Origin of the sequence: Mesorhizobium sp. GbtcB19 (genome assembly GCF_019091085.1) — a bacterium.
Classification (GTDB): domain Bacteria; phylum Pseudomonadota; class Alphaproteobacteria; order Rhizobiales; family Rhizobiaceae; genus Mesorhizobium.
In genome coordinates, this window is sequence record NZ_JAGXJY010000026.1 from 23666 (window position 1) to 45002 (window position 21337).

A 21337-nucleotide genomic window follows, 5' to 3' on the forward strand; every position below is an offset into this window, starting at 1 on the left:
GCGTCAGCGCGCTCGTCATCCACCATCAAGCCGCGAGCGCGTACAATCCAGACAACCATAGATTTTCGAAGCGCGCAAGAACATTACAGGAACATCTATCCGCAAAGGTGATGGATTTCGGCTAATGCTCATTCTGGAGGCCCATCTGTCGACCTCGGCGCCGAGTTCTCGAATGCCGTTTTCCGGTTGGAGCCATTAGGCTAGGATGCGACGGACGCAAGATCGGACCTGGAGAGGCCACGGGGGAATTCGATATGCGGACTGGCTGCGCGATCTTGATCGGGCTTGCACTTGTCACGCCTGCCGCCGCCGAGGATGCGCGATGCCCGAACGGACCCGCGCCCATACAGGTGGAGGACATCGAGGCCGCGCCCGGCTGCCTGGCGGCTCACAAGCTGCATCAGGCCTGCGCCTGGGGATCGAGCGGCGACGAATTGATGTCCGAGGCCGTCATCGACAAATGAAAGGCGGGATTCTTCGATCGACTGACCCGCAAGCAACAGCGCCTGTACGATAAGCGCCTCGAAGCATGCGGCGAGCGCTATCCCATCACGCAGCTGGGCGGGTCGATCCAGATATACCTGTCGTCGATGTGCGACGAGGATCTCGCTGCAACCTATTTCAAGGCGGCAAGGCATGGGCGAGTGACGGGAACGCCGCGCTGGAAGGTGCCCGATATACCAGAGTGAGCGGATGATCCGGTCGCGGGATCTGGCGCATCCGGGAACCGGTGCGCCGTCGGCTCTCCTGCCTACCGGTCCAGCCACACCTTCTCGAAATGCTGCTCGAGATTGGGATGAGCCGGATTGTCCTTCACCGCCGCCACCGAATGGGTGAACAGCGAGCGCCAGTAAGGCTGGATGAGGATGCCTGAATCCTGGAGGATCCGTTCGACATCCTTCATGATCTCCTTGCGCTTTTCGGTGTCCGGCACGGCAAGCGCCTCGTCGAGCTTCTTGTCGAACGCGGGGTTGGCATAGCCGGATTCGTTCCAGGCTTCGCCGCTGCGATAGGCGAGCGCAAGGTTCTGGACGCCAAGCGGCCGCATGCCCCAGGACGTCATCGAGAAGGGATACTTCGTCCAGTTGTTCCAGAAGGTCGAGCCCGGCAGCACGGTGCGCTTCACCTTGAAGCCGGCCTCGCGCAGCTGGGCGGCTATGGCGTCGCCGGTGCTGCGGTGCCAGTCCTCGTCGCCGGTGATCAGCTCATGCTCGAAATCGAGCTGCCCCGCTTCCGCCATCAGCTTTTTGGCGCCTTCGAGGTCGCGCGTCCTCTTCGGCAGCGCGTAATATTCCGGGTGCAGCGGGCTGACATGGTGGTTCTCGGCGACGGTGCCCTTGCCGCCATAGCCGAGCGTCAGCACGGCCTGATTGTCTGTCGCCATCTGCAGGGCGCGGCGCACGCGCTCGTCGTCATAAGGCTTGTTGGCCACATTGGTGCGAGCGAGGATGGTGGCCGCCGTCACCACTTCCGACTTCACCAGTCCGAGCCCGTCCATGATTGCGACATAGTCGGCGGTGGTCTCGAAATTGGTGTCGATCTCGCCGGCTTCGAAGGCGCTCACCCAGGCGGCGGGGTCGGTGCCGTAATCGATGAACTCGGTGCCGTCGAGATAGGCCTCGCCGCCCCACCACTTGCCGTTTGTGCGCCGCTTGACGACGGCCTTGGTGCCGACATCGTAGGAGACGAGCTCGAACGCCCCGGTCCCGACAGGGTGCGCGACGAGATTGGCGCCGGCCTTCTCATAATCGCGATGCACGATCAGCGCCGAATATTCCGTCATCGACGGGATGATCGAGATGTCGGACGAGGACAGTTTCAGCACCACCGTGTGGCCGTCGGCCTTGGTGATGGCGCCGTCGCGCGCCTTGCCGGTCTTGGCATCGATCAGCGCGGTCATGCGGCCGGCCATGGAATTGCCCTCGGCCGCCTTGTCGCACCAGCGCTCGAGGTTGAAGATCACGTCCTCGGCGGTGAAATCGTCGCCATTGTTCCAGGTCACGCCGCGCCGCAGGCTCAGCGTATATTCGGTGGCATCGTCATTGACGTTCCAGCTTTCCAAGAGCGACGGCTTGAACGTGTAGTCGGTGTCGTAGCGCACCAGCGTGTCGAGGAACTGGCGCGCGATATTGGCCATTTCCGGCCAGTCATAGGCGCGCGGGTCCTTCTGTTCCTTGACGAAGGTGGAAACGCGCAGCACCCCGCCCTTCTTCGGCGCGGCCGCTTGCGCCTGCACCGGCGCGGTGAGCCCGACCAGGCCATAGGCGGCCGCCGCCGATGCGCCGAAAATGCTCGCCATCGCCAGGAACTCGCGCCGGTCGAGATGGCCTCCCCGGGCCTCCGTGGCCAGCGCCTTGACCAGCGCATGATGGCGGTCGGAATGTACGCAATCCTGTCCCATTTATCTCTCAGCTCCGAAAAGATCGACGAACCAGTTCCAGAATCCGTCGGCGTCGATATCGACGGCCACAAGCGCGTTTGGCGGCCTCTTGGACACGTTGTTGAAGTCGGCGATGGTCATGCCACGGGTGATCTCGCCGCCCGTTTCCAGATGCACGTAATAGCTTTCGAATGTGAACAGCGACGGTTTTACGATCGCGGCGAGCGCGATCACGTCGTGAAGATTGGGGTCGTCGGCGCCGAACTCGTCCTTGCGCCGCATCATGAAGTCCAGCACGCGCGCCACCACATCCGCCTGCGGCCCGGATGCGGCTCCTATCCGGTCGAAGACATGGCGCGGCAACTCAGGCTTCAGCGTCACGTCGAGCCCGACCATCGTCAGCGCGCAGCCGGATTCGAAGACGATGCGGGCCGCTTCCGGATCGCAATGGAGATTGAACTCGGAAGCCAGGGTCATGTTGCCGCCGCGGAGGGCGCCGCCCATGAAGGTGATCCGTTTGATCACCGACGGCAACTCGGGACGTTCGGTCAGCGCGGTGGCGATGTTGGTCAGCGGCCCGACGGCAAGGATTTCGAGCGTGCCGGCATGCCGCCTGGCCGCCTTGTGGATCAGCTCGGTCACGCCGCCCTCGGCAAAGCCGCGCCGCGCCGCGGGCAGCATCACGTCGCCAAGCCCGCTCGTGCCGTGGCTGACGGCGGTCGCCAGCGGCCTGGCCAGCGGTTTTGCGGCGCCGACATGCACGGGCGCGTCGCAGCCGAGAAAATCGACCAGGTCGAGCGTGTTCCTGGCGGTCTTCTCGATTTCGACATTGCCGCACACCGCGCCGATCCCGATCAGCTCGATCGTCTCGCCGCAGAGCGTCGCCGCCGCGATGCAGACGGCGTCGTCGGTGCCGGTGTCGACATCCATCACCAGCGGGATCCTGGAGGGCATCGTCACATCTCGGCCTCTTCCGTTGCCGGGCTTTCAAGGCATGATGGCGTTACGGGCATCATCGGGTTGATGGTTTCCGATATCGGCATAGTTAAACGTTTACCTAAACGCATATCGATCGAGTGTCAACAACCAGAACTTGCGGAAATGACGCATGCCTGCCCGGGCCTTGTCGACTTTGCCGACGCGAGAGGCTACGGAATCAGGAGCGGCGGTGCTTGGCGAACAATGCGAGGACGTGTGGCGGCGACCATCAAGGATATTGCGAGAGGTGCCGGCGTATCGATCGCCACCGTCTCGAAAGTCCTCAACCGCAAGGATGCCTTCATCAGCGAGGAGACGCGCAGCCGCATCTGGTCGCTGGCGCGCGAGCTCAACTATACGCCCAACTCCATTGCCCGCTCGTTGGTCACCCGCCGCACGCAAGTCCTCGGCATCATCGTTCCGGATATTCTCAATCCCTATTTCACCGAGCTGGTCCGCGCCTGCGACGACGCCGCCCGCCTGCGCGGCTACACGACCATCCTGTGCAACTCGGATGGCGTTGCGGAAAAGGAGGAGGCGCATCTCGCCTTCCTTGCCGGTCATGGCGTCGACGGCATCGTGCTCGCGGCCAGCGGCGTGATCCCGAATGCCGGCCTTCTGCAAAAACTGAACATCCCGTTCGTATCGATGGATCGCGAGGTCGCCGAGCTCGACTGCCTGGCGGCGACCGTCGATACCGACTACCGCAACGGCGCCTTTCTGTCGGCCAGCTACCTGATCGCCAGGGGCCACACCCGCATCGCCTTCCTCAGCGGCTCGGCGGAAAGCTTAAACACCAGGATCAGGCTGGGCGGCTTCGAGGATGCGCACCGGCAGGCCGGCATTGCCGTCGATCGCGACCTGATCCGCTGCGGCCAATTCCAGCACAGTTTTGGGCATCGGGCGACGCTGGAGCTGCTGGAAACCACCCGCTTTTCCGCCATCTGCTGCATGAGCGATATGCTTGCCATCGGCGCCACGCTCGCGCTCCGCGAAAAAGGCCTGAGGGTGCCCGACGACTGCGCCGTAATGGGCTTCGACAACATCTATCTGGCGCCCCTGCTGGAGCGGCCGCTGTCGACGGTCGACCGCCGCATCTTCGAATCCGGCAAGATCGCCATCGACGCGCTGATCGACTTCCTGGAAGGCCCCGACCGCCGCCGCGCGGCGATCGTGATGGAACCCAGCGTGGTTGAGCGCAAGACGGCTTAGATTATCGAGCGCGACAATGCGCCGAGCCCGGCATGGCCGTTAAAGCGACCGTGCGAACCCGCGCCACCATTTTTCCCGAGCCCTCGGCTGCATCTCGCCCGCGGCTCTGCGATCAAGCCGCGAGCCAGAGCTAGACAACCGCAGATTTTCGCTTTGGGCAAGAACATTACGGGAACATCATGCATTCGGCGCGCCGCGCAAGGTGCGCCGAGGGTCAACGAGGACAGCCATCGTCACCGACTTGGTTCCGACGGCATCCCCGGCGTGCCTAATAAAATTTATCTCGTAATAAGATTTTTATTGCAATGAGACTTTTGTCTCATTATGAAGATCGTGTCCAAAAGCCTTCTCAAGGATCACATCATGCTTCCGACCCGGATACACCGTTGCCCTGCCCCTGAACGTCATCGGCGGGCGCTCTCACGACGAGCTGCGCGCAAACTTCTCGCTACCGCACTGCCGGTTGCGCTTGCCATGGGCGCCACAAGCGTCGCGTCTGCCGCTTCCTTGAAGGCGGAGCTCAGCCAACTGCCCAGAACCGAGGCCCTTCCGGCGGGCGTGGTGAAGGTGTCCCCCTATGTGCCCGGCATGGGCGAGCATTGGGCAAACCCCGCCAATCTGCCTTTCGGACCGATCTACTGCGTGGTCGACGGCCACATCGCTTGCATGGAATACATGATCTCGCAGAAGGACTTCGCCGAGGGTGTGTCGCACAACAACCTCGTGCCCTGGTTCGACGGCAAGCGGCAGCCCGCCATCAATCACATCGATATCGGGTTCGAGGCCAACGGCCACCCTGGCTATGAAATCCCTCACTACGACATTCACATGTACTTCCTGTCGCCGGAGGCCCGTCAGGCCGCTGACAAGCTCGCGATGAAGTAGACGCCATTCCGCCGCCGCGGTGCTGGGTCGCGGCATCCCTCATATTTCCAACTCAAACAACGAGTACCAAGACAATGCTTACCCCCCACGACATGGATCGGAAGATTGACGAGCATTTCGGCTTCGAAGCCAGCGACGACATTGAGGGTGTGTTGCAGACCCTGGCCGAGGATGTTGAGCACGACGTCGTCGGCTGGCCCCTCGGACCTTCGCATGGACGTCACGCGGCCCGCACCTTCTACGAGGCCACATTCTCGGATCTCGCGGAAAGCTCGGTCAAATGCGTCCGCAGGCTTTACGGCGACGACTTCCTTGTAGACGAGTCATTGTGGCGCGGGCGGGCGCCGGGCCGACCCTTCGGCCTTGAAGGCCACGATCGGCCTTTGGAGTTCCGGCTGCTCCATGTCATAGAGTTCAACGACCAAGGCAACATCAAGCGGGAAAACGTCTGGCTCGACCTTGCAGCAATCATTCAGCAACTGCCACAGGACTGACCGATGACCGGAGTGGGTAAGGCCGGACGGTCGAACCAGCGGCAGCGAACCCGCAAGGACCTGCTCGAGGCCGCGACGCGGTTGATGAAGCAGGGCCGCCAGCCGGCGCTGGAAGATGTCGCGGCGGAGGCGCTTGTCTCACGGGCGACCGCCTACCGCTACTTCCCGAGCATCGACGCACTGCTTCTGGAAGCCTCCATCGACATCGCCGTGCCCGGTCCGGAAGAGCTGTTCGGCGACGAGTCTTCGACCGATCCGGTGGCGCGCGTCGAGCGCGCCGACCAGGCGCTACACGACATGATCCTCGCCAATGAGGCTCCGCTGCGGGCAATGCTGGCGCAGTCCATCGAGCGGCGAGCCAAAGCTGTCGAGGATGGTGATCTCCCCGCCCGCCAGAACCGTCGTACACCGCTGATCGAAGCGGCACTCGAGCCCGCGCGCGATCGATACGACCCGGAAGACTTCGACAGGCTGGCGAAGTCGCTGGCGATCATCCTAGGACCCGAGGCCATGGTGGTGTGCAAGGATGTCTTGCAACTCGACGATGCGGAAGCGCGTGAAGTGAAGCGCTGGGCCATCAGGACACTGGTCACGGCGGCACGCAAACAGCAGGTTTGATCGGCTGCGTTGGCCGGATCACGCCGTTGATCGTGGCTTTGGACTTGTGCCGTGAGCGGCTAAAGCGTTTCACCGTTTCACGGAAACGGCGAACCGCTCTATCTCTTTGTTTTGACGCAATTCCGGACGGAAAACCGCTCACACTTTTCCTGGAATTGCCCTAGGTTAGAGTGCGGCCTATGTCCGCCTCTTCCCCTCCACGCAATCCCAGAACAGGCTCGCGATATCCGCGCCGCCGAAACGCTGCACTTCGCGCACGCCGGTCGGCGAGGTCACGTTGATCTCGGTCATGTAGTCGCCGATCACGTCGATGCCGACGAGGATGAAGCCGCGTTCTCTGAGCGCCGGTCCGATGCGGGCGCAGATCTCGCGCTCGCGCTCGGTCAGCTCGGTCTTTTCGGCGCGGCCGCCGACATGCATGTTGGAGCGGGAATCGTGGTCGGCCGGCACCCGGTTGATGGCGCCCACCGGCTCGCCGTCGATCAGGATGATGCGCTTGTCGCCCTTGCGCACATCCTTGAGATAGCGCTGCACGATATAGGGCTCGCGCGACAGCTGGCCGAACATTTCCAGCAGCGAGGCGAGATTGCGGTCGTCCTCCTTGAGATGGAAGATGCCGGCGCCGCCATTGCCGTAGAGCGGCTTGACGATGATGTCGCCGAACGCCTTGCGGAAGGCGGCGACCTCCTGCGGGTCCTTGGTGATCAACGTCTCCGGCATCAGGTCCGGAAACTCGGTGACGAAGATCTTTTCCGGGCTGTTTCGCACCCAGGCCGGGTCGTTGACCACCAGCGTCTTCGGATGGATGCGCTCGAGGATGTGCGTCGTGGTGATGTAGTTCATGTCGAAAGGCGGATCCTGCCTGAGCAGTATCACGTCCATCTCGGAGAGCTCGGTGCGCACCTTCTCGCCCAGCGAGTAATGGTTGCCCTTCTCGTCGCGCACCTGCATCTCCTCGACACGTGCGAACACCTTGTCGCCCAGCATCGACAGCCGGTCGGGCGTGTAGTGGAACAGCTTGTGGCCGCGCCGCTGCGCCTCCAGCGACAGCGCGAAGCTGGTGTCGCCGGCAATCGACACGGTGGAGACATGGTCCATCTGGACGGCGATTTTCAGCGGCATTTTCCTCTCCGGCGCGGTCGAGCAATTCCAGGAAGCGCCGGTATACGGAACTCGGCGCTTTCTGCCAATCGGCCAGAGCTTACATCCAGGCGGCGCTTCGCTTGGTGCAAGCGCCCAGCGACGGTCTCAGCGGTCGAAGACCAGGCGCGAATAGCCCAGGAAGGAGAGTGCCATGGCAACGACCGAGGCGGCGGCAAGGGCGACCAGCGGCGGCAGGGCCGGCAGCGCGAATAGCAGCGCGCAATAAACCAGGTAGTTGACAATGCTGGTGGCGATGCCGACGCCGCCATAGCGCGCGCCTTCCTGCGCCATGCCCCGGCTCGACGGCGCGAAGGTCATATTGCGGTTGATCTGCCAGGTGACGCAGAGCGCGAAGCCGATCGACAGCACGCGCGCCGAGAGCGCGCCGAGCGGCGTGGTGGAAAGCAGCAGCCACAGCGCCGCCGCGTCGGCGAGAAAGCCGATGCCGCCGGTAAGGGCGAAGCGGACGAGCCGGCTCACTATGCGGCCCGCGGGGCCTTGCCCGGCTCGCTCTTCGGCTGAGCCTGCCCGGATACGACGCGCTCAGCCCGGCCGGACGAGATCGACAGGTAGAAGATGCGCTTCTGCTCAGCGCGGCCGCGCGAAACCGAATCGAGGATCAACCCGGTCATCATGGCGAGCATCGACAGAAGCAGCATGCCGATCGACAGCACCCAGGTCGGCATGCGCGGCACCAGTCCCGTCTCGGCGAATTCGACCAGCACGGGGATCATCAGGCCGATGCTTGCCGCCAGGAAGAACAGCGCGAACGTGCCGAAGAAGCGCAGCGGTTGCGTCTCCTTCACCAGCATGGCGAACATCCACAGGATCCTGGCGCCGTCGCGGAAGGTCGACAGCTTCGACGAAGAGCCTTCCGGGCGGCGGCCGTAATCGAGCGCTATCTCGCTCACCGGCAGCTTGAGCTGCGAGGCATGCACCGACATCTCGGTCTCGATCTCGAAGCCGCCGGACACGGCCGGGAAGCTCTTGACGAAGCGGCGGGAGAAGACCCGGTAGCCGGAGAAGATATCGGTGAAGTCGGTTCCGAACAGGCCCTTGTAGAGCCGGTTGAAGACGCGGTTGCCGAAGGCATGGCCGTTGCGGCCGGCATCGTCGGTCACGCCGCGCCTTGTGCCCACCACCATGTCCGAGCGCTCGGTCTGCAAGATGTTGATCAGTAGCGGCGCATCCTCCGGCGCATAGGTGCCGTCGCCATCGGCCATCACATAGATGTCGGCGTCGATGTCGGCGAACATGCGCCGCACCACATTGCCTTTGCCCTGGCGCGGCTCGCGCACGACGATGGCGCCTGCGGCGCGGGCTTTCAGTGCGGTGAGGTCCTTGGAATTGTTGTCGTAAACATAGATCGCTGCCGACGGCAGGGTCTCGCGGAAGCGGCGCACGACCTCGCCGATCGTCAGCTCTTCATTGTAGCAAGGCAGGAGCACGGCGATGACCGGCTCGTGGCGGACTGCATGCGGCATGTCTGTCTCCGGGCGCCCGACCAGCCTCCGGCCGTCATGCCGGCCCCGTCGAGCCGTTTTACTATTTATTGAAGCCGTTAAGGCTAGGTTTAAGCCGATCCTCTCCCTTCAAAGGCCACGACAATGGGCACAGCTGAGAACGGCGTCGCCACCTGGAAGTCCGATCTTATGCTGGCGCTGCTTGCCGCTTTGCTCGCGCTCGCCTTCGACGCCTGGACCGGTTTTGGCCAGCTGACCGACCCCGGCGGCGACAACGACAATATGCTGCGCCTCGTCGAGGTCCGCGACCTGCTTGCCGGCCAGGGTTGGTTCGACCTGCATCAGTATCGCATGGGGCTGGAAGGCGGCTTCGTCATGCACTGGTCGAGGCTGGTCGACGCGCCGATCGCCGCGATCGTGCTTGCCGCCTCGGCGCTCACCGGCAGCAGGCCGCTTGGCGAGGACGTGGCGCAGGTGCTGTGGCCGGCGCTGCTGCTTTGGTCGACCTTGTTCTTCACCGCCCGCGCCGCGCGCAGCTTCGGCGGCGGCAGCGCGGTGCTGCCCGCCATTCTGATCGGTGCCGCCGGCTATTATTTCATCGGCATCTACGACCCCGGCGCGCTCGATCACCACAATGTCCAGCTGATGCTCACCATGGCCAGCCTCGCTTTGCTGCTCGAGGCGCCCGCCCGGCGCTGGGCCGCGCTGTTTTCCGGCCTATGCGCCGCGCTGACGCTCGCCGTCGGCATGGAAACCGTTCCTTATGTCGCCACCATCGGTGTTTGCGTGGCGCTGCTGTTCATCGCCGATGCGAACGGCGAGCGGGCGATCGCCCGCGATTTCGGCCTCGGCTTCGCCGGCGTCGCAGCACTTGTCTTCCTCGCCACCATCCCCCCTTCCGCATGGGGCGTGGCGCAATGCGATGCCTTCTCGGTCGCGCAGTTCGCCGTCGCTGCCATTGCCGGCATCGGGCTGGCGGCGATCGCCTCGACAGAGAAAGCCGCCGGCAGCTGGCAGCGCAGGCTGGCCTCGCTGGCCGCGCTGGGCGTCGGCCTCGGCGTGGTCGTGGTGGCGCTGTTCCCGCAATGCCTCGCCGCGCCCTACGCCAATCTCGACCCGCGTCTCAAAGAGTTGTGGCTCGACCATATCGACGAGGCCCAGTCGCTGTTCACGCTGCTTGTGCGTGATCCAGCGCGCGTGGCGGCGCGTTACGCGACGCCGCTAGTGGCGATCATCCTGATGGCGCTGCGCTTCCGCCGCGGCGGCTGGCGCCGGCAGGACAGCCTCGTTGCGGTGCTGCTTGCCGTCGCTTTCGTGGTCGGCGCCTGGCAGGTACGCGGCACCACCTTCTCGATCGCCTTCGCCGTCATCCCGCTTGCGGCCTGGATCGCCAAATGGCGCGCCCGCGCCGAGGCCAGTTCGTCGCTCGGCGTGGCGCTGCGCCTGGCGGCCGTCTGGCTGGTCTCGATCAACCCGGTTTGGACCGGCGTTGCCGCGGCCGCATCGGTGGCGTTCGAAAAAGGCAAGGCAGTCGCCGACGGCGGCAAAGCGGACAGGACTTGCGAAAAAGCGGCCACCTTCGCGCCGCTCGGCGCCATGGCCGGCACCACCGTGCTGACGATCTCCAATCTTGGAGCGCCGGTCCTCGTCTATAGCGGCCATCGCGTCTTCGCCGGCCCCTATCACCGCAACGTCGACGGCAATCTGCTGGCGCTCGATGCCTTTCTCGGCTCGGCCGACGACGCCCATGCAATCGTCGAGGCGCATGGTGTCGGCCTGGTCGCCATCTGCCCCGGCAATGTCGAGAGCCAGATCCTGACCCGGAAGGCGCCGCAAGGTTTTCTTGCCGGCCTGCTGCGGGGCAGCGTGCCGGACTGGCTGGAGCCGGTCAGCGCGACCAGGGGCAGCCCGATCGAACTCTACCGCGTCGGGCAAGCCGGCTAGCAATTCCAGGAAAAGTGTGATCGGTTTTCCGTCCGGAATTGCTTTAAATCAAAGAGATAGAGCGGTTCGCCGTTTCCGTGAAACGGTGAAACGCTCTAGGAGCAAATCCGAAGAACAGTGTGAGCGACCTTTTGCGCGCATTTGCGCAAACAGAAACCAAGCTTCAGGAAAAGCCGTTCGATATTTCCATTAGAAGTTACGCATAAACGAATATTTTGGGTAGATCAGCGATCCTCTCGAAAGCTGAACCGGCACCAGCGACGCGAGCAACCTTCAGGCCGAAGGAAAATCGTTTTTCCGATACTTTTCCTAAACGCTTTGCTGCCAGTCTGGCCGAAAATACCGACATAAGAACAGAGGCATGATGCAAACGACGTTTGGCACCGGTCAGCCAGGCAAGGAAAACACGGATCTGGCTTTCACGGATTCGTTGACCGGGCTCGGCAACCATCGTCGCTTCTTCGACAAGGTCGATCGCCTGATCAGCGACCGCGCCGACGATCCCGCGCCCTTCACCGTCGGCATCCTCGACCTCGACGGCTTCAAGCCGATCAACGACCTGTTCGGCCACAAGGCCGGCGACGACATCCTCATCCAGGTGGCGATGCGGCTGCGCGCCTCGATGGACGGCTATTCCACGGTTTGCCGCATCGGCGCCGACGAGTTTGCCTACCTCTACCCGATGGTCTTCTCGGAGGAGCAGGCGGCCGAGAAGTCGCGCATGCTGATCGAGATCCTGTCGGCCCCCTATGATGTCGGCGAGCGCACCGCCAGGCTTTCGGCCTCGGTCGGCTGCTCGCTGTTCTATTCCGGCGACGAGACCACCGAGATCCTCGTCAACAAGGCCGAGACCGCGCTCTACCATGCCAAGCGCTCGGGCCGCGGCCGCGTCGTCGTCTACACCCGCGAGATGGAAGAGGCGGCCAAGCGCGTCACCCGCATCGAGCAGGCGCTGCGCCGCGCCGTTTCGGCCGGCGAGGTCGAGCCGCATTTCCAGCCCATCGTCGACCTGAACAGCCGCCGCACCATCGGTTTCGAGACGCTGGCGCGCTGGACCGACCGCGACCTCGGCGTCGTGCCGCCATCCGTCTTCATCCCGATCGCCGAGGAGCGCGGCATCATCGGCCCGCTGTCGCAGCTGGTGCTGCGCAAGGCGACCGAAGCGGCGCGCAGCTGGCCGAAGGAGCTGTTCCTGTCCTTCAACCTGTCGCCGTCGCAGCTCGTCGACCAGAACACCGGCTTGCACATCCTGGCCATTCTCGACCGCACCGGCTTCGACCCGCGTCGGCTGGAGATCGAGATCACCGAGACCGGCCTGATGAACGATCCGGCCTCGGCCGAGAAGATTGTCGAGGACCTGCGCCGCGTCGGCATCCGCGTCTCGCTCGACGATTTCGGCACCGGCCAGTCGTCGCTCGGCCGCCTGCGCGAATTCCATTTCGACAAGCTCAAGATCGACCGCGCCTTCGTCTCCTCCATCCTCGACGACCGCCCATCGGAGCACATCATCCGCGCCATCCTCGCCATGTGCGAGGGGCTCGGCATGGATGTCGTCGCCGAAGGCATCGAGGACGAGGCGCAGGCCGACCGCCTCGTCCAGTTCGGCTGTGCCGGCGGGCAGGGCTATCTGTTCGGCAAGCCGGCCGATGCCGACGCCACGCTCGGCTATCTGCGCGATTCTTATCGCGGCGCGCTGCATGCCAAGGCGATCTGACAAGGTCTGTTGATATTCAGGTGAGGCCGGTCTGCAAATGGCGGCCTCCTGCGCTTCCGGTGCTCACGTACTTTAAGTACGCTCCGCTCCGGTTCTCGGAACCCACCATTTTCGACTCGCCCTGACCTGAATCTCAACAAACCTTGAGCTGCTTCCGGGGAGACGGAGGTGCAGACCTCATTTGTCGGACATAAGCTACCAAATCCGCCTTTTCGCCCTTGCCCCGCGGCCCGGCGTGGCTAGGATGCGCGCCGGCCAAAGGGAGAAAGAAATCATGATGCCATCGGCGCGTTTCGCCGACCTCGACGGCGCCTCGGTGCTGATCACCGGCGGCGGCTCCGGCATCGGCGCGGCGCTGACCGAAGGCTTTATGCGCCAGGGCGCCAGGGTCGCTTTCATCGACATAGCCGAGAGGCCAAGCACCGTCCTTGCCGACCGGCTGGAAAAGGAACTCGGCCACCGCCCGCTCTACCTCAAGGCCGACCTGCGCGACATCGAGGCGCTGCGCGCCACCGTGGCGAAGGCAGCCGAAGCGCATGGCGATGTCACGACGCTGGTCAACAATGCCGCGCTCGACGACCGCCACGCGGTCGAAGAGGTCACGGTCGAGTTCTGGGACAACAATCTCGCCATCAATCTGCGGCCGCATTTCTTCACCGCCCAGGCCGTGGCGCCCGGCATGAAGCGCGCCGGCGGCGGCTCGATCATCAACTTCACCTCGACCTCCTACCTGATCAACCATCCCGACATGCCGGCCTACACCGCGGCCAAGGCGGGAATACTCGGCCTGACCAAGGGCCTCGCAGGCAAGCTTGGGCAGGACCGCATCCGCGTCAACGCCGTGGCGCCAGGCTGGGTCATCACCGAACGGCAGCGCGAGCTCTGGGTCACCGATCAAGGGCTTGCCGCCCATGTCGCCAAGCAGTGCATCAAGGACGTCATGCAGCCCGACGACATGGTCGGCACGGTGCTGTTCCTGGCATCGGATGCCTCGCGCATGCTGACCGCCCAGATGCTGATCGTCGATGGAGGTTTCCTGTGAGCCCGGCACCCGCGGTTGCCGCGCTCGACTGGGGCACGACCAGGCTCAGAGCCTGGCTGCTCGATGGCTCGGGCAAGGTGCTGGCCGAACGGCGCGGCGACGACGGGCTGATCACCGCCCGCGAAAAAGGTTTTTCAAACGTGCTGGAAGGCCATCTTGCGGCCATGGGCGCGCCGGAGACGCTGCCGGTCATCATCTGCGGCATGGCTGGTTCCCGCCAGGGTTGGATCGAGGCGCCTTACGTCACCGTGCCGGCGCCGATCGGCGCCATTTTGCGCGGCGCCGCCCGCATCGAGGGCGAGGGCCGCGACATCCGCATCGTGCCCGGCCTCGCGCAGCGCCTGGTCGACGCGCCTGACGTCATGCGCGGCGAGGAAACCCAGCTCGCCGGCGCCGGTTTGCCGGCAAAGGGCCGGCATCTGGTCTGTATGCCCGGCACCCACTCGAAATGGGTATCAGTCGAGGACGGCGCTGTCGCCGGCTTCGGCACCTGGCCGACCGGCGAACTCTACTCCGTGCTCGCCGCGCACTCGATCCTGAAACATTCGCTCGGCGAGCATCCTGCGCCGGTTGCCGCCGACAGCCCGTTCTTCCGGCAATGGTGCCAGCGGGCATTGGGCGAGGGTGGCGACGTCACCTCGAAACTGTTCGCCATCCGCGCCGCCGGGCTGTTGCAGGATTTGAAGCCGGACGAAGCGGCAGCCTGCCTTTCCGGACTTTTGCTCGGCGGCGAGATCGCTTCGGCAAGGCGCCGCTATGGGGTAAGCGAAGCGCCGGTCGTGCTGGTCGCCTCCGGCGCGCTCGCGACACTTTATGGCGCGGCGCTCGACCTTGCCGGCCTCGCCTTCCGCACCGCAGACGCCGATGAAGCGGTGCGCGCCGGCCTTGTCGAGGCCGCGCGCGAGAATGGCATGATTGGAGATGCTCAATGAGCCAGACGGCACCCTTTCCGAAACTCAGGCGCGGCCTTGTCGCCATCCTGCGCGGTTTGAAACCCTCCGAGGCGGTGGCGATCGGCCAAGCGATCCATGACGCCGGCATCGAAGCGATCGAGGTGCCGCTCAATTCGCCGGAGCCGTTCGTCTCGATTGCCGATCTGGTCAAGGCGCTTCCGCAAACGGCGCTCATCGGCGCCGGTACGGTGCTGACCGCAGCCGATGTCGATGCCTTGCACAAGGCCGGCGGGCGCCTGCTGGTCAGCCCCAACATCGATGCCGACGTCATGGGCCGCGCCATGCAGCACGGCATGGTGACGATGCCCGGCGTGTTCACGCCCACCGAGGCCTTCCAGGCGATCCGCCTCGGCGCCTCGGCGCTCAAGTTCTTTCCGGCAAGCGTGCTTGGTGCCGGCGGCATTGCGGCGATCCGCGCGGTGCTGCCGGTAACGACGCCGATCGGCGCGGTCGGCGGCGTCTCCGACAAGGACTTTGCCGGCTACAAGGCCGTCGGCGTCAGCGTCTTCGGCCTTGGGTCGAGCCTCTATAAGCCAGGCGCCAGCGTCGAGGACGTGGCGCAGCGCGCCCGCGCCGCGGTCGCCGCCTGGGACGAAGCCTTCGGAGGATGAGCATGGACGGTGTTTCGGTTTTTTCCGACCATATCTGCGAGCTCGGCGAAGGCCCGAGCTACGATCCCGCCACCGACACGCTGTTCTGGTTCGACATCGTCAACGGCAAGCTCCTGGAAAAGCCGCTCGCCGGGGCGCTGAAGGTGCACGATCTCGGCGTCATGGCCAGCGCCATCGCCGTCATCGACGACGACCGCCAACTCATCGCCACCGAGATCGGCCTGCAGGTCAGGGACGTGAAAACCGGCAGGCTGACGCTGCACACGCCGATCGAAACCGACAATCCGCTCACCCGCTCCAACGATTCCCGGGTCCATCCCTGCGGCGCCTTCTGGACCGGCACGATGGGCAAGGGCGAGGAGAAGGGCGCGGGCTCGATCTACTGGTTCTTCAGGGGCGAACTGCGCCGGCTGTTTGCCGACATCACCGTGTCCAACTCGATCTGTTTTTCCGAGGACGGGACGGTCGCCTACTACACCGACACAGCAACCGGATTGCTGATGCGCGTCGCCTGCGATCCGGCGACCGGCCTGCCCACAGGCGAACCGAAAGTGTTCGTCGATCATCGCTCTTCGAAAGGCTATGTCGACGGCTCGGTCGTCGATAGCGACGGTGTGCTGTGGAACGCCGTCTGGGGCGGCAAGGCGGTGAAGGCCTATGCGCCGGATGGCAAGCTGCTGCGCGAGATTGCGATGCCAGTGACGCAAGCGTCCTGTCCCGCCTTCATCGGCCGGAAGGGTGACCGGCTGGCGCTGACCTCGGCCTGGAAGGGTAAGGACGAAAAACAGCGAGCGCTCGACCCGCAGGCCGGCATGACCTTCCTGCTCGACATTCCGGTCAAAGGCCGCTTCGAGCCGCGCGTGCTGATCGCCTGATCTATCACGCAACCGCCCTGGCCCAGTCGGTTTCCCGCAAGCCGATTGTTCCGACCGTGCGATGGTAGCGGCTGATTTCGCCCGGAGCATTCGATGCCGCAGCCGACGCTGATCCTCGTCTACGAGCCGGAAAAGGCCTGTCTCGACCGCTTGTCCGCCGACGGCTATCCGGCAGACCGCGCCCTGGAAATCTCGTCCTATCTGGCGCAGTCGACCGATCTCAAGCCGGAGTTCGACCTGCTCGCACGGGCTTGCGAAAAGCGCGGCCTCGCTTTCCAGGCTGTCGAGCTCGACGATGCCTCGGCAGTGCTGGCAAAGGCCGACCCCGCAATGACGCTGGTCTGGACGCTGACCGACGGCGTTGCTTACTTCCGGGGCGGCGCGGCACCGGCAATGGCGCGGCTGAATGGGTTGCGCACCGTCGGCGCCGACGATTCGTTGTTCGCGCTCTGCCAGGACAAGCTTCGTTCCGGCGCCGTGCTCGGCGCGCTCGGTCTGCCGGCGCCGCAGGCCGGCTTGGCGCGCAACGGCGAATGGCTGGTCGAGCCGCCGGCCTCGCCCAAAGGCTGGTTCGTCAAGCCCAACCGTCTCGGCGCCAAGATCGGCATCTGGCCGGATTCGCGCATCGCCGATCTCGGCCACGCGCTGGAGCTTAGCCGGCGCGTCTTTGCCCATTATCGCGACGACGTCGTCGTGCAGCCCTATGTCGCCGGCCGCAACGTGCGCGCCAGCTTCCTGGGGCTGAAGAAAGAAACCGGCGTGGAGGCGCTCGGCATCTTCTTCGTCGATTCCGGCGGCGATTTTCAGACCATGGCCGATAGCATGGCGCTCTATGGCGATACCGGCCAGGCCGCCAAGGATGCCGGAACCTATGCCGAGCCTGAGCTGGAGCCGGTCGGCGCCAGCCAGCCGGAGGCCGACCGGAAAATCCGGGCCATCGCGCAAAAGCTGATTGTCGGCCTTGGCTTGCGGGACGTGTTTTCCGTCGATTTCCGTGTCGAGGCCGACGATACGGTCCACCTCATCGAGTTCGAGGTCTGCCCAGGCCTGCCCTGCTTCGATTTTCGCGACTATTGCCGCAAGCAGTGGGGCCTGAGCCTTGCTGACGCGATGGCGGAAACGGCGGCCAATAGGCTCTTTCGCTAAACGCCCTCCACCAGCACGATCTCGCCGTCGGCGACCTTCTGGCGGATGGCGACGGCGCGCTGATATTCCGGCGAGTGATAGCAATCATGCGCCGCCGCCAGCGATTCGAACTCGATGATCACGTTGCGGGCGCGGCCTGGCCCTTCGGCCTTCTCATGCTCGCCGCCGCGCGCCAGGAATTTCACGCCGAAGCGGTCGAAGGCGAGCTTCGCGGCGGCGACATAGTCCTTGTAGCCCTCCGGATCATGCACATCGACGCGAGCGACCCAATATCCCTTTGGCATTCTTCTTCTCCTGTTTGTCCTGTCCGAACGGCGGCCTGCGCTACGCGGATTGCATTTCGGCGATTATCGCCTCGGCCGCCGCGCGCCGGTCCGGCGCCGCCACGACGGGGCGTGCGACGACGAGATGGCTGGCGCCGCTGCGGATCGCCTGCGCCGGCGTTACCACGCGTTTCTGGTCGCCATGGTCGCTGCCTGACGGCCGGATGCCCGGCGTCACCACCGCCATGCCGGGGCCGACGATCCGGCGCACCGCTTCCGCCTCTTCCGCCGAGCAGACGATGCCGCCCATGCCGGCATGCAGCGCCTGTTCGGAGCGCCTCAGCACCAGTGTGTGCGGGTCGTATTCATAGCCGGCGTCGATCATGTCCTGCTCGTCCATCGAGGTCAGCACCGTAACGGCAAGCAGGCATAGCTCGCTGCCCTTGGCTGCCTCGACGGCGGCTTTCATGGCTTTGGGATAGGCATGCAGCGTCAGCATCGTCACACCCATCTTGACGATGTTCTCGACGCCCTTGGCCACCGTGTTGTCGATGTCCAGCAGCTTCATGTCGAGGAACACTTTCGTGCCGCCGCTCGCCAATTCCCGCGCGAAATCGAGGCCGCCGGCGAAGGCGAGCTGGTAGCCGATCTTGTAGAAGGAGACAGTGCCTTCGAGCTCGCGCACGGCTCTCTCGGCTTCCTTCAGCGTCGGCAGGTCCAGGCCGACAATCAGCCTGTCACGCATGCTGTCTGCTTCCGCGAAATTCATCACGCCTCGATCCGGGTCGACAGCATGCGCGAGGTTTCGATCAGTGTACGGCATAGGCGCTCCATCGATTGGTGTAGTCTGTCGTCCTTGAATTGTCCGTCCTCGGCGAACGCCTGGCCGGCCTCGGAGACCGAGCACTCCGGCGTGATCACCTCCATCTGGCAGCGCACCAGCACCGCGCGCAGATGGTTGATGCAGCGTATGCCGGCGAACTTGCCTTCCGAGGACGAGCACAGCCCGACCGGCTTGCCGGCAAGCGGCCGGAACGTACGGCTGCCCTCGCGGCGGATACGGCTCACCCAGTCGATCGTGTTCTTCAGCAGCGGCGGGATCGAGCCGTTATATTCGGGCGTCGCGATCAGCAGCCCGTCATGCGCCGCGATCTGACGGCCGAGCTTGACGGCGTTCTCAGGGATGCCTTTTTCCTTTTCCAGGTCTTCGTCCATGATCGGCAGCGGATAGTCGCCGAGCGAGATGCGCGTCACCTCCGCGCCCTGCATGGCGAGCTCCTTCTGCGCGACATCGGCGGTCCGGCCGCTGAATGCGCCGGTCCGGACCGAGCCGGCAAAGACGAGGATTCTTGGGATTACTGCCATCGGCCACCCTTGTTCGGGGACAGGTACAGGCAAGGGGCGTTCAAATCAACGAGCGGGAGGCAGAAAACGTCGAAGGATTGGTTGCGACCTACGAACTTCGTCATCCACGGGCGGAGCAGCCGCGAAGCGGCGTCGCGAAGACCCGAGGATCCATTCCGTTACCCCGATCGTATAGCGCGGCGGAGCAGAATTCTGGATCGTCGCGACGCTTCGAAATCACGGAATGGATCCTCGGGTCTGCGCCGCGTCGCTTCGCGGCTGCTCCGCCCGTGGATGACGATGTGACAGGCATTTACGCTAATCGCCGAGGATGGACGCGGCAACGGAGAAACTAATGCGCCGCGCGCCGGTAGATCCAAAGCTGCGTCGGCGGGATGTTGCGGAAGATGAAATCGAAATGCTCGACCGTGTAGTCGCCGCGCCCGGCCGGGATCGGCGACAGCGGGCCGTAGGTCAGCTGCACGATCGGCCGGCCATGCGGAATGCGGTCGAGCAGGCTTTCGATATAGGCGATGCGCTGGGCGACCGGGAAATTGAGCAGCGGCACGCCGGAGACGACCGAATCGAACACCATGTCGCGCTTGTCGCCGAGCGTGGCGTTGAGATTGAAGGCATCGCCCTCGATGACGTTGACGCCCGGATAGAGCCCGCGCAGATGGCGCACGAAATCGGTCGAATACTCGACCGCGTAGAGGTTTTCGGGCTTCACGCCCAGGGCGAGGATGGCGCGGGTGATGACGCCGGTGCCGGGCCCGACTTCCAGCACTGGCAGGCCCGATCTCGGATTGACGATCGAAGCCATCTTGCGGGCGGTGATGGAACTGGTGGGGACGATCGAGCCCACCGTTTTCGGCTTGTCGATCCAGCCTTTGAAGAACTTCAGCTCGTCGTCGAACTTTTCGGCCAGCGCTTTGCGCAACCCGGGACTACGTGCCATCAGAGCTCTCCTCAATGCTCAGCCCCCGAACCGCTACTTAGCAGGTGGGTGGGACAAGGCAAGGCGTCAAGCTGGCATAAGGTGTTGATGACGCTTGGGAAGCGCCCGCACCTCTCACTGCCGACTCGAATGCGGGCATGGCCGTCAGCCTTCGCCGAACGACTCGAAAAAATCCTTCATGCGGGCGAAAAAGCCGCTCGACTGGGGCGAGTTGTCTTTCGAGGACAGCTGCTCGAACTCTTCCAGCAGCTCACGCTGGCGGCGCGAAAGATTCTGCGGCGTCTCGACCGCCGTCTGGATATAGAGGTCGCCGACATTGGGCTGGCGCAGCACCGGCATGCCCTTGCCCTTGAGGCGGAACTGGCGGCCGTTCTGCGTGCCTTCGGTGACCTTCACCTTGGTCTGCGTGCCGTCGAGCGTGGTGACTTCGAAGGAGCCGCCAAGGGCGGCCGTCGTCATCGAGATCGGCACCTTGCAATAGAGATCGGCGCCGTCGCGCTGGAAGAATTCATGCGGCTTCACCGCCAGGAAGATGTAGAGGTCGCCGGACGGTCCGCCACGCAGGCCGGCCTCGCCCTCATTGGCCAGCCGGATGCGGGTGCCGTCCTCGATGCCGGCCGGAATGTTGACCGACAGCGAGCGCTCCTCGGTGACGCGGCCCTGTCCGGCGCATTTCGGGCAGGGGTCCTTGATCGTCTGGCCGCGGCCCTGGCATTGCGGGCAGGTGCGTTCGATTGAGAAGAAGCCTTGCGTGGCGCGCACCTTGCCATGGCCATGGCACATCGAGCAGGTCACCGGCTGCGTGCCGGGCTTGGCGCCGCTGCCGGAGCACTCCGAACAGGAGATCGAGGCCGGCACGCGGATCTGCGCCGTCTTGCCGGAGAAGGCTTCTTCCAGCGTGATTTCCATGTTGTAGCGCAGGTCGGCGCCGCGTTCGCGGCCGCCCGAGGAGCGGCGCTGCCGGCCGCCCATCATGTCGCCGAAAATATCCTCGAAGATGTCGGCGAAGCCGCCGGCGCCGAAGCCGTGTGCCGCGCCGTTCATGCCGCCCTGCTCGAAGGCGGCGTGGCCGAAGCGGTCATAGGCGGCGCGCTTCTGCGGGTCCTTCAGCGTCTCGTAGGCTTCGTTGATTTCCTTGAACTTGTGCTCACAGGCATGGTCGCCGGGATTGCGGTCGGGATGGAACTGCATGGCGAGCTTACGGAAAGCGCTCTTGAGTTCCTTGTCGTCGGCGCCTTTTTGCACGCCCAGCGTTTCGTAGAAATCAGCTTTCATTTTTTCCCGCTGTCCGGATGCTCAATGTCTTCAAGCATT

At 64.4% G+C, this 21337-nt stretch carries 23 protein-coding genes; 12 read left to right on the forward strand and 11 right to left on the reverse strand.

Annotation, left to right across the window (positions count from 1 at the left end; all coding sequences use genetic code 11):
- The first annotated feature begins 254 nt into the window (after window positions 1-254).
- Window positions 255-464 carry a hypothetical protein gene (locus tag KVT37_RS28530; RefSeq protein WP_217578355.1) on the forward strand — a complete coding sequence of 70 codons (210 nt, stop codon included), beginning with the start codon at window positions 255-257 and terminating at the stop codon, window positions 462-464.
- A gap of 287 nt (window positions 465-751) precedes the next feature.
- Here the strand turns inward: KVT37_RS28530 and KVT37_RS28535 are convergent, their stop codons facing one another.
- Both KVT37_RS28535 and KVT37_RS28540 read right to left on the reverse strand, forming a co-directional pair.
- Window positions 752-2401 carry an ABC transporter substrate-binding protein gene (locus tag KVT37_RS28535; protein WP_217578356.1) on the reverse strand — a complete coding sequence of 550 codons (1650 nt, stop codon included), beginning with the start codon at window positions 2399-2401 and terminating at the stop codon, window positions 752-754.
- Window positions 2402-3334 (reverse strand): nucleoside hydrolase, encoded by a 933-nt coding sequence (locus KVT37_RS28540; protein WP_217578357.1) that lies wholly within the window; start codon window positions 3332-3334, stop codon window positions 2402-2404.
- Between the two features lie 228 nt (window positions 3335-3562).
- Between KVT37_RS28540 and KVT37_RS28545 the strand changes: the two genes are divergently transcribed.
- From KVT37_RS28545 to KVT37_RS28560, 4 genes are all read left to right on the forward strand, one after another.
- The gene (locus KVT37_RS28545; protein WP_217578358.1) at window positions 3563-4570 is read left to right on the forward strand and encodes a LacI family DNA-binding transcriptional regulator; all 1008 of its coding nucleotides are present in this window, start codon (window positions 3563-3565) and stop codon (window positions 4568-4570) included.
- A 324-nt stretch (window positions 4571-4894) separates the two neighbouring features.
- A complete protein-coding gene (locus tag KVT37_RS28550; RefSeq protein ID WP_217578359.1) occupies window positions 4895-5455 on the forward strand; it encodes a hypothetical protein in 561 nt (186 codons plus the stop codon).
- Between the two features lie 74 nt (window positions 5456-5529).
- A complete protein-coding gene (locus KVT37_RS28555; RefSeq protein WP_217578360.1) occupies window positions 5530-5949 on the forward strand; it encodes an ester cyclase in 420 nt (139 codons plus the stop codon).
- Between the two features lie 3 nt (window positions 5950-5952).
- The gene (locus KVT37_RS28560) at window positions 5953-6567 is read left to right on the forward strand and encodes a TetR/AcrR family transcriptional regulator (protein WP_217578361.1); all 615 of its coding nucleotides are present in this window, start codon (window positions 5953-5955) and stop codon (window positions 6565-6567) included.
- 177 nt (window positions 6568-6744) lie between these two features.
- On the opposite strand, the gene gshB is transcribed toward KVT37_RS28560, so the two are convergent.
- The 3 genes from gshB to KVT37_RS28575 all read right to left on the reverse strand — a co-directional run bounded on the left by gshB (window position 6745) and on the right by KVT37_RS28575 (window position 9194).
- Window positions 6745-7689, reverse strand: a complete 945-nt coding sequence (gene gshB / locus KVT37_RS28565) for a glutathione synthase (protein WP_217578362.1) — start codon at window positions 7687-7689, stop codon at window positions 6745-6747.
- 126 nt (window positions 7690-7815) lie between these two features.
- A complete protein-coding gene (locus KVT37_RS28570; protein ID WP_217578363.1) occupies window positions 7816-8190 on the reverse strand; it encodes a GtrA family protein in 375 nt (124 codons plus the stop codon).
- Entirely contained in the window at window positions 8190-9194 is a 1005-nt protein-coding gene (locus KVT37_RS28575; protein ID WP_217578364.1) for a glycosyltransferase, read from the reverse strand. The genes KVT37_RS28570 and KVT37_RS28575 overlap by 1 nt, the downstream gene beginning before the upstream one ends.
- 123 nt (window positions 9195-9317) lie before the next feature.
- On the opposite strand from KVT37_RS28575, the gene KVT37_RS28580 reads away from it, so the two are divergent.
- On the forward strand, window positions 9318-11117 hold the full coding sequence (locus KVT37_RS28580) for a GtrA family protein (RefSeq protein ID WP_217578365.1): 1800 nt from the start codon (window positions 9318-9320) through the stop codon (window positions 11115-11117).
- Window positions 11118-11313: 196 nt separating this feature from the next.
- Here the strand turns inward: KVT37_RS28580 and KVT37_RS28585 are convergent, their stop codons facing one another.
- Window positions 11314-11568, reverse strand: a complete 255-nt coding sequence (locus tag KVT37_RS28585) for a hypothetical protein (RefSeq protein ID WP_217578403.1) — start codon at window positions 11566-11568, stop codon at window positions 11314-11316.
- Here KVT37_RS28585 and KVT37_RS28590 point away from each other — a divergent pair.
- The 6 genes from KVT37_RS28590 to KVT37_RS28615 all read left to right on the forward strand — a co-directional run bounded on the left by KVT37_RS28590 (window position 11482) and on the right by KVT37_RS28615 (window position 17458).
- Entirely contained in the window at window positions 11482-12831 is a 1350-nt protein-coding gene (locus tag KVT37_RS28590; RefSeq protein ID WP_217578399.1) for a bifunctional diguanylate cyclase/phosphodiesterase, read from the forward strand. The genes KVT37_RS28585 and KVT37_RS28590 overlap by 87 nt on opposite strands.
- 274 nt (window positions 12832-13105) lie before the next feature.
- Complete coding sequence (locus KVT37_RS28595; RefSeq protein WP_217578366.1) at window positions 13106-13873, forward strand: SDR family NAD(P)-dependent oxidoreductase; 768 nt, start codon at window positions 13106-13108, stop codon at window positions 13871-13873.
- Window positions 13870-14805: a 2-dehydro-3-deoxygalactonokinase gene (locus tag KVT37_RS28600; protein ID WP_217578367.1), complete on the forward strand. Its 936-nt coding sequence runs from the start codon at window positions 13870-13872 to the stop codon at window positions 14803-14805. Before KVT37_RS28595 ends, KVT37_RS28600 begins: the two co-directional genes overlap by 4 nt.
- The gene (locus KVT37_RS28605) at window positions 14802-15437 is read left to right on the forward strand and encodes a 2-dehydro-3-deoxy-6-phosphogalactonate aldolase (protein WP_217578368.1); all 636 of its coding nucleotides are present in this window, start codon (window positions 14802-14804) and stop codon (window positions 15435-15437) included. Before KVT37_RS28600 ends, KVT37_RS28605 begins: the two co-directional genes overlap by 4 nt.
- The gene (locus KVT37_RS28610) at window positions 15434-16312 is read left to right on the forward strand and encodes an SMP-30/gluconolactonase/LRE family protein (protein WP_217578369.1); all 879 of its coding nucleotides are present in this window, start codon (window positions 15434-15436) and stop codon (window positions 16310-16312) included. Before KVT37_RS28605 ends, KVT37_RS28610 begins: the two co-directional genes overlap by 4 nt.
- 93 nt (window positions 16313-16405) lie before the next feature.
- Window positions 16406-17458 (forward strand): D-alanine:D-lactate ligase-like protein, encoded by a 1053-nt coding sequence (locus KVT37_RS28615; protein WP_217578370.1) that lies wholly within the window; start codon window positions 16406-16408, stop codon window positions 17456-17458.
- Here KVT37_RS28615 and KVT37_RS28620 read toward each other — a convergent pair.
- The 5 genes from KVT37_RS28620 to dnaJ all read right to left on the reverse strand — a co-directional run bounded on the left by KVT37_RS28620 (window position 17455) and on the right by dnaJ (window position 21298).
- Window positions 17455-17742, reverse strand: coding sequence for a DUF1330 domain-containing protein (locus tag KVT37_RS28620; RefSeq protein WP_217578371.1), 288 nt, complete (start codon window positions 17740-17742; stop codon window positions 17455-17457). The genes KVT37_RS28615 and KVT37_RS28620 overlap by 4 nt on opposite strands.
- Before the next feature lie 40 nt (window positions 17743-17782).
- Window positions 17783-18490: an orotidine-5'-phosphate decarboxylase gene (pyrF, locus tag KVT37_RS28625; RefSeq protein WP_217578400.1), complete on the reverse strand. Its 708-nt coding sequence runs from the start codon at window positions 18488-18490 to the stop codon at window positions 17783-17785.
- Window positions 18490-19086: an NADPH-dependent FMN reductase gene (locus KVT37_RS28630; protein WP_217578372.1), complete on the reverse strand. Its 597-nt coding sequence runs from the start codon at window positions 19084-19086 to the stop codon at window positions 18490-18492. The genes pyrF and KVT37_RS28630 overlap by 1 nt, the downstream gene beginning before the upstream one ends.
- 331 nt (window positions 19087-19417) lie before the next feature.
- Complete coding sequence (gene pmtA / locus KVT37_RS28635) at window positions 19418-20023, reverse strand: phospholipid N-methyltransferase PmtA (RefSeq protein WP_217578373.1); 606 nt, start codon at window positions 20021-20023, stop codon at window positions 19418-19420.
- 144 nt (window positions 20024-20167) lie between these two features.
- A complete protein-coding gene (dnaJ, locus tag KVT37_RS28640) occupies window positions 20168-21298 on the reverse strand; it encodes a molecular chaperone DnaJ (RefSeq protein ID WP_217578374.1) in 1131 nt (376 codons plus the stop codon).
- Window positions 21299-21337 lie beyond the last annotated feature (39 nt).

Bases quoted from the DNA above. Each gene is read 5' to 3' on its own strand.
- KVT37_RS28530 (WP_217578355.1), top strand. From the start codon at position 255: ATGCGGACTGGCTGCGCGATCTTGATCGGGCTTGCACTTGTCACGCCT.
- KVT37_RS28535 (WP_217578356.1), bottom strand. From the start codon at position 2,401: ATGGGACAGGATTGCGTACATTCCGACCGCCATCATGCGCTGGTCAAG.
- KVT37_RS28540 (WP_217578357.1), bottom strand. From the start codon at position 3,334: ATGCCCTCCAGGATCCCGCTGGTGATGGATGTCGACACCGGCACCGAC.
- KVT37_RS28545 (WP_217578358.1), top strand. From the start codon at position 3,563: ATGCGAGGACGTGTGGCGGCGACCATCAAGGATATTGCGAGAGGTGCC.
- KVT37_RS28550 (WP_217578359.1), top strand. From the start codon at position 4,895: ATGAAGATCGTGTCCAAAAGCCTTCTCAAGGATCACATCATGCTTCCG.
- KVT37_RS28555 (WP_217578360.1), top strand. From the start codon at position 5,530: ATGCTTACCCCCCACGACATGGATCGGAAGATTGACGAGCATTTCGGC.
- KVT37_RS28560 (WP_217578361.1), top strand. From the start codon at position 5,953: ATGACCGGAGTGGGTAAGGCCGGACGGTCGAACCAGCGGCAGCGAACC.
- gshB (WP_217578362.1), bottom strand. From the start codon at position 7,689: ATGCCGCTGAAAATCGCCGTCCAGATGGACCATGTCTCCACCGTGTCG.
- KVT37_RS28575 (WP_217578364.1), bottom strand. From the start codon at position 9,194: ATGCCGCATGCAGTCCGCCACGAGCCGGTCATCGCCGTGCTCCTGCCT.
- KVT37_RS28580 (WP_217578365.1), top strand. From the start codon at position 9,318: ATGGGCACAGCTGAGAACGGCGTCGCCACCTGGAAGTCCGATCTTATG.
- KVT37_RS28590 (WP_217578399.1), top strand. From the start codon at position 11,482: ATGCAAACGACGTTTGGCACCGGTCAGCCAGGCAAGGAAAACACGGAT.
- KVT37_RS28585 (WP_217578403.1), bottom strand. From the start codon at position 11,568: ATGGTTGCCGAGCCCGGTCAACGAATCCGTGAAAGCCAGATCCGTGTT.
- KVT37_RS28595 (WP_217578366.1), top strand. From the start codon at position 13,106: ATGATGCCATCGGCGCGTTTCGCCGACCTCGACGGCGCCTCGGTGCTG.
- KVT37_RS28605 (WP_217578368.1), top strand. From the start codon at position 14,802: ATGAGCCAGACGGCACCCTTTCCGAAACTCAGGCGCGGCCTTGTCGCC.
- KVT37_RS28610 (WP_217578369.1), top strand. From the start codon at position 15,434: ATGAGCATGGACGGTGTTTCGGTTTTTTCCGACCATATCTGCGAGCTC.
- KVT37_RS28615 (WP_217578370.1), top strand. From the start codon at position 16,406: ATGCCGCAGCCGACGCTGATCCTCGTCTACGAGCCGGAAAAGGCCTGT.
- KVT37_RS28620 (WP_217578371.1), bottom strand. From the start codon at position 17,742: ATGCCAAAGGGATATTGGGTCGCTCGCGTCGATGTGCATGATCCGGAG.
- pyrF (WP_217578400.1), bottom strand. From the start codon at position 18,490: ATGAATTTCGCGGAAGCAGACAGCATGCGTGACAGGCTGATTGTCGGC.
- KVT37_RS28630 (WP_217578372.1), bottom strand. From the start codon at position 19,086: ATGGCAGTAATCCCAAGAATCCTCGTCTTTGCCGGCTCGGTCCGGACC.
- pmtA (WP_217578373.1), bottom strand. From the start codon at position 20,023: ATGGCACGTAGTCCCGGGTTGCGCAAAGCGCTGGCCGAAAAGTTCGAC.
- dnaJ (WP_217578374.1), bottom strand. From the start codon at position 21,298: ATGAAAGCTGATTTCTACGAAACGCTGGGCGTGCAAAAAGGCGCCGAC.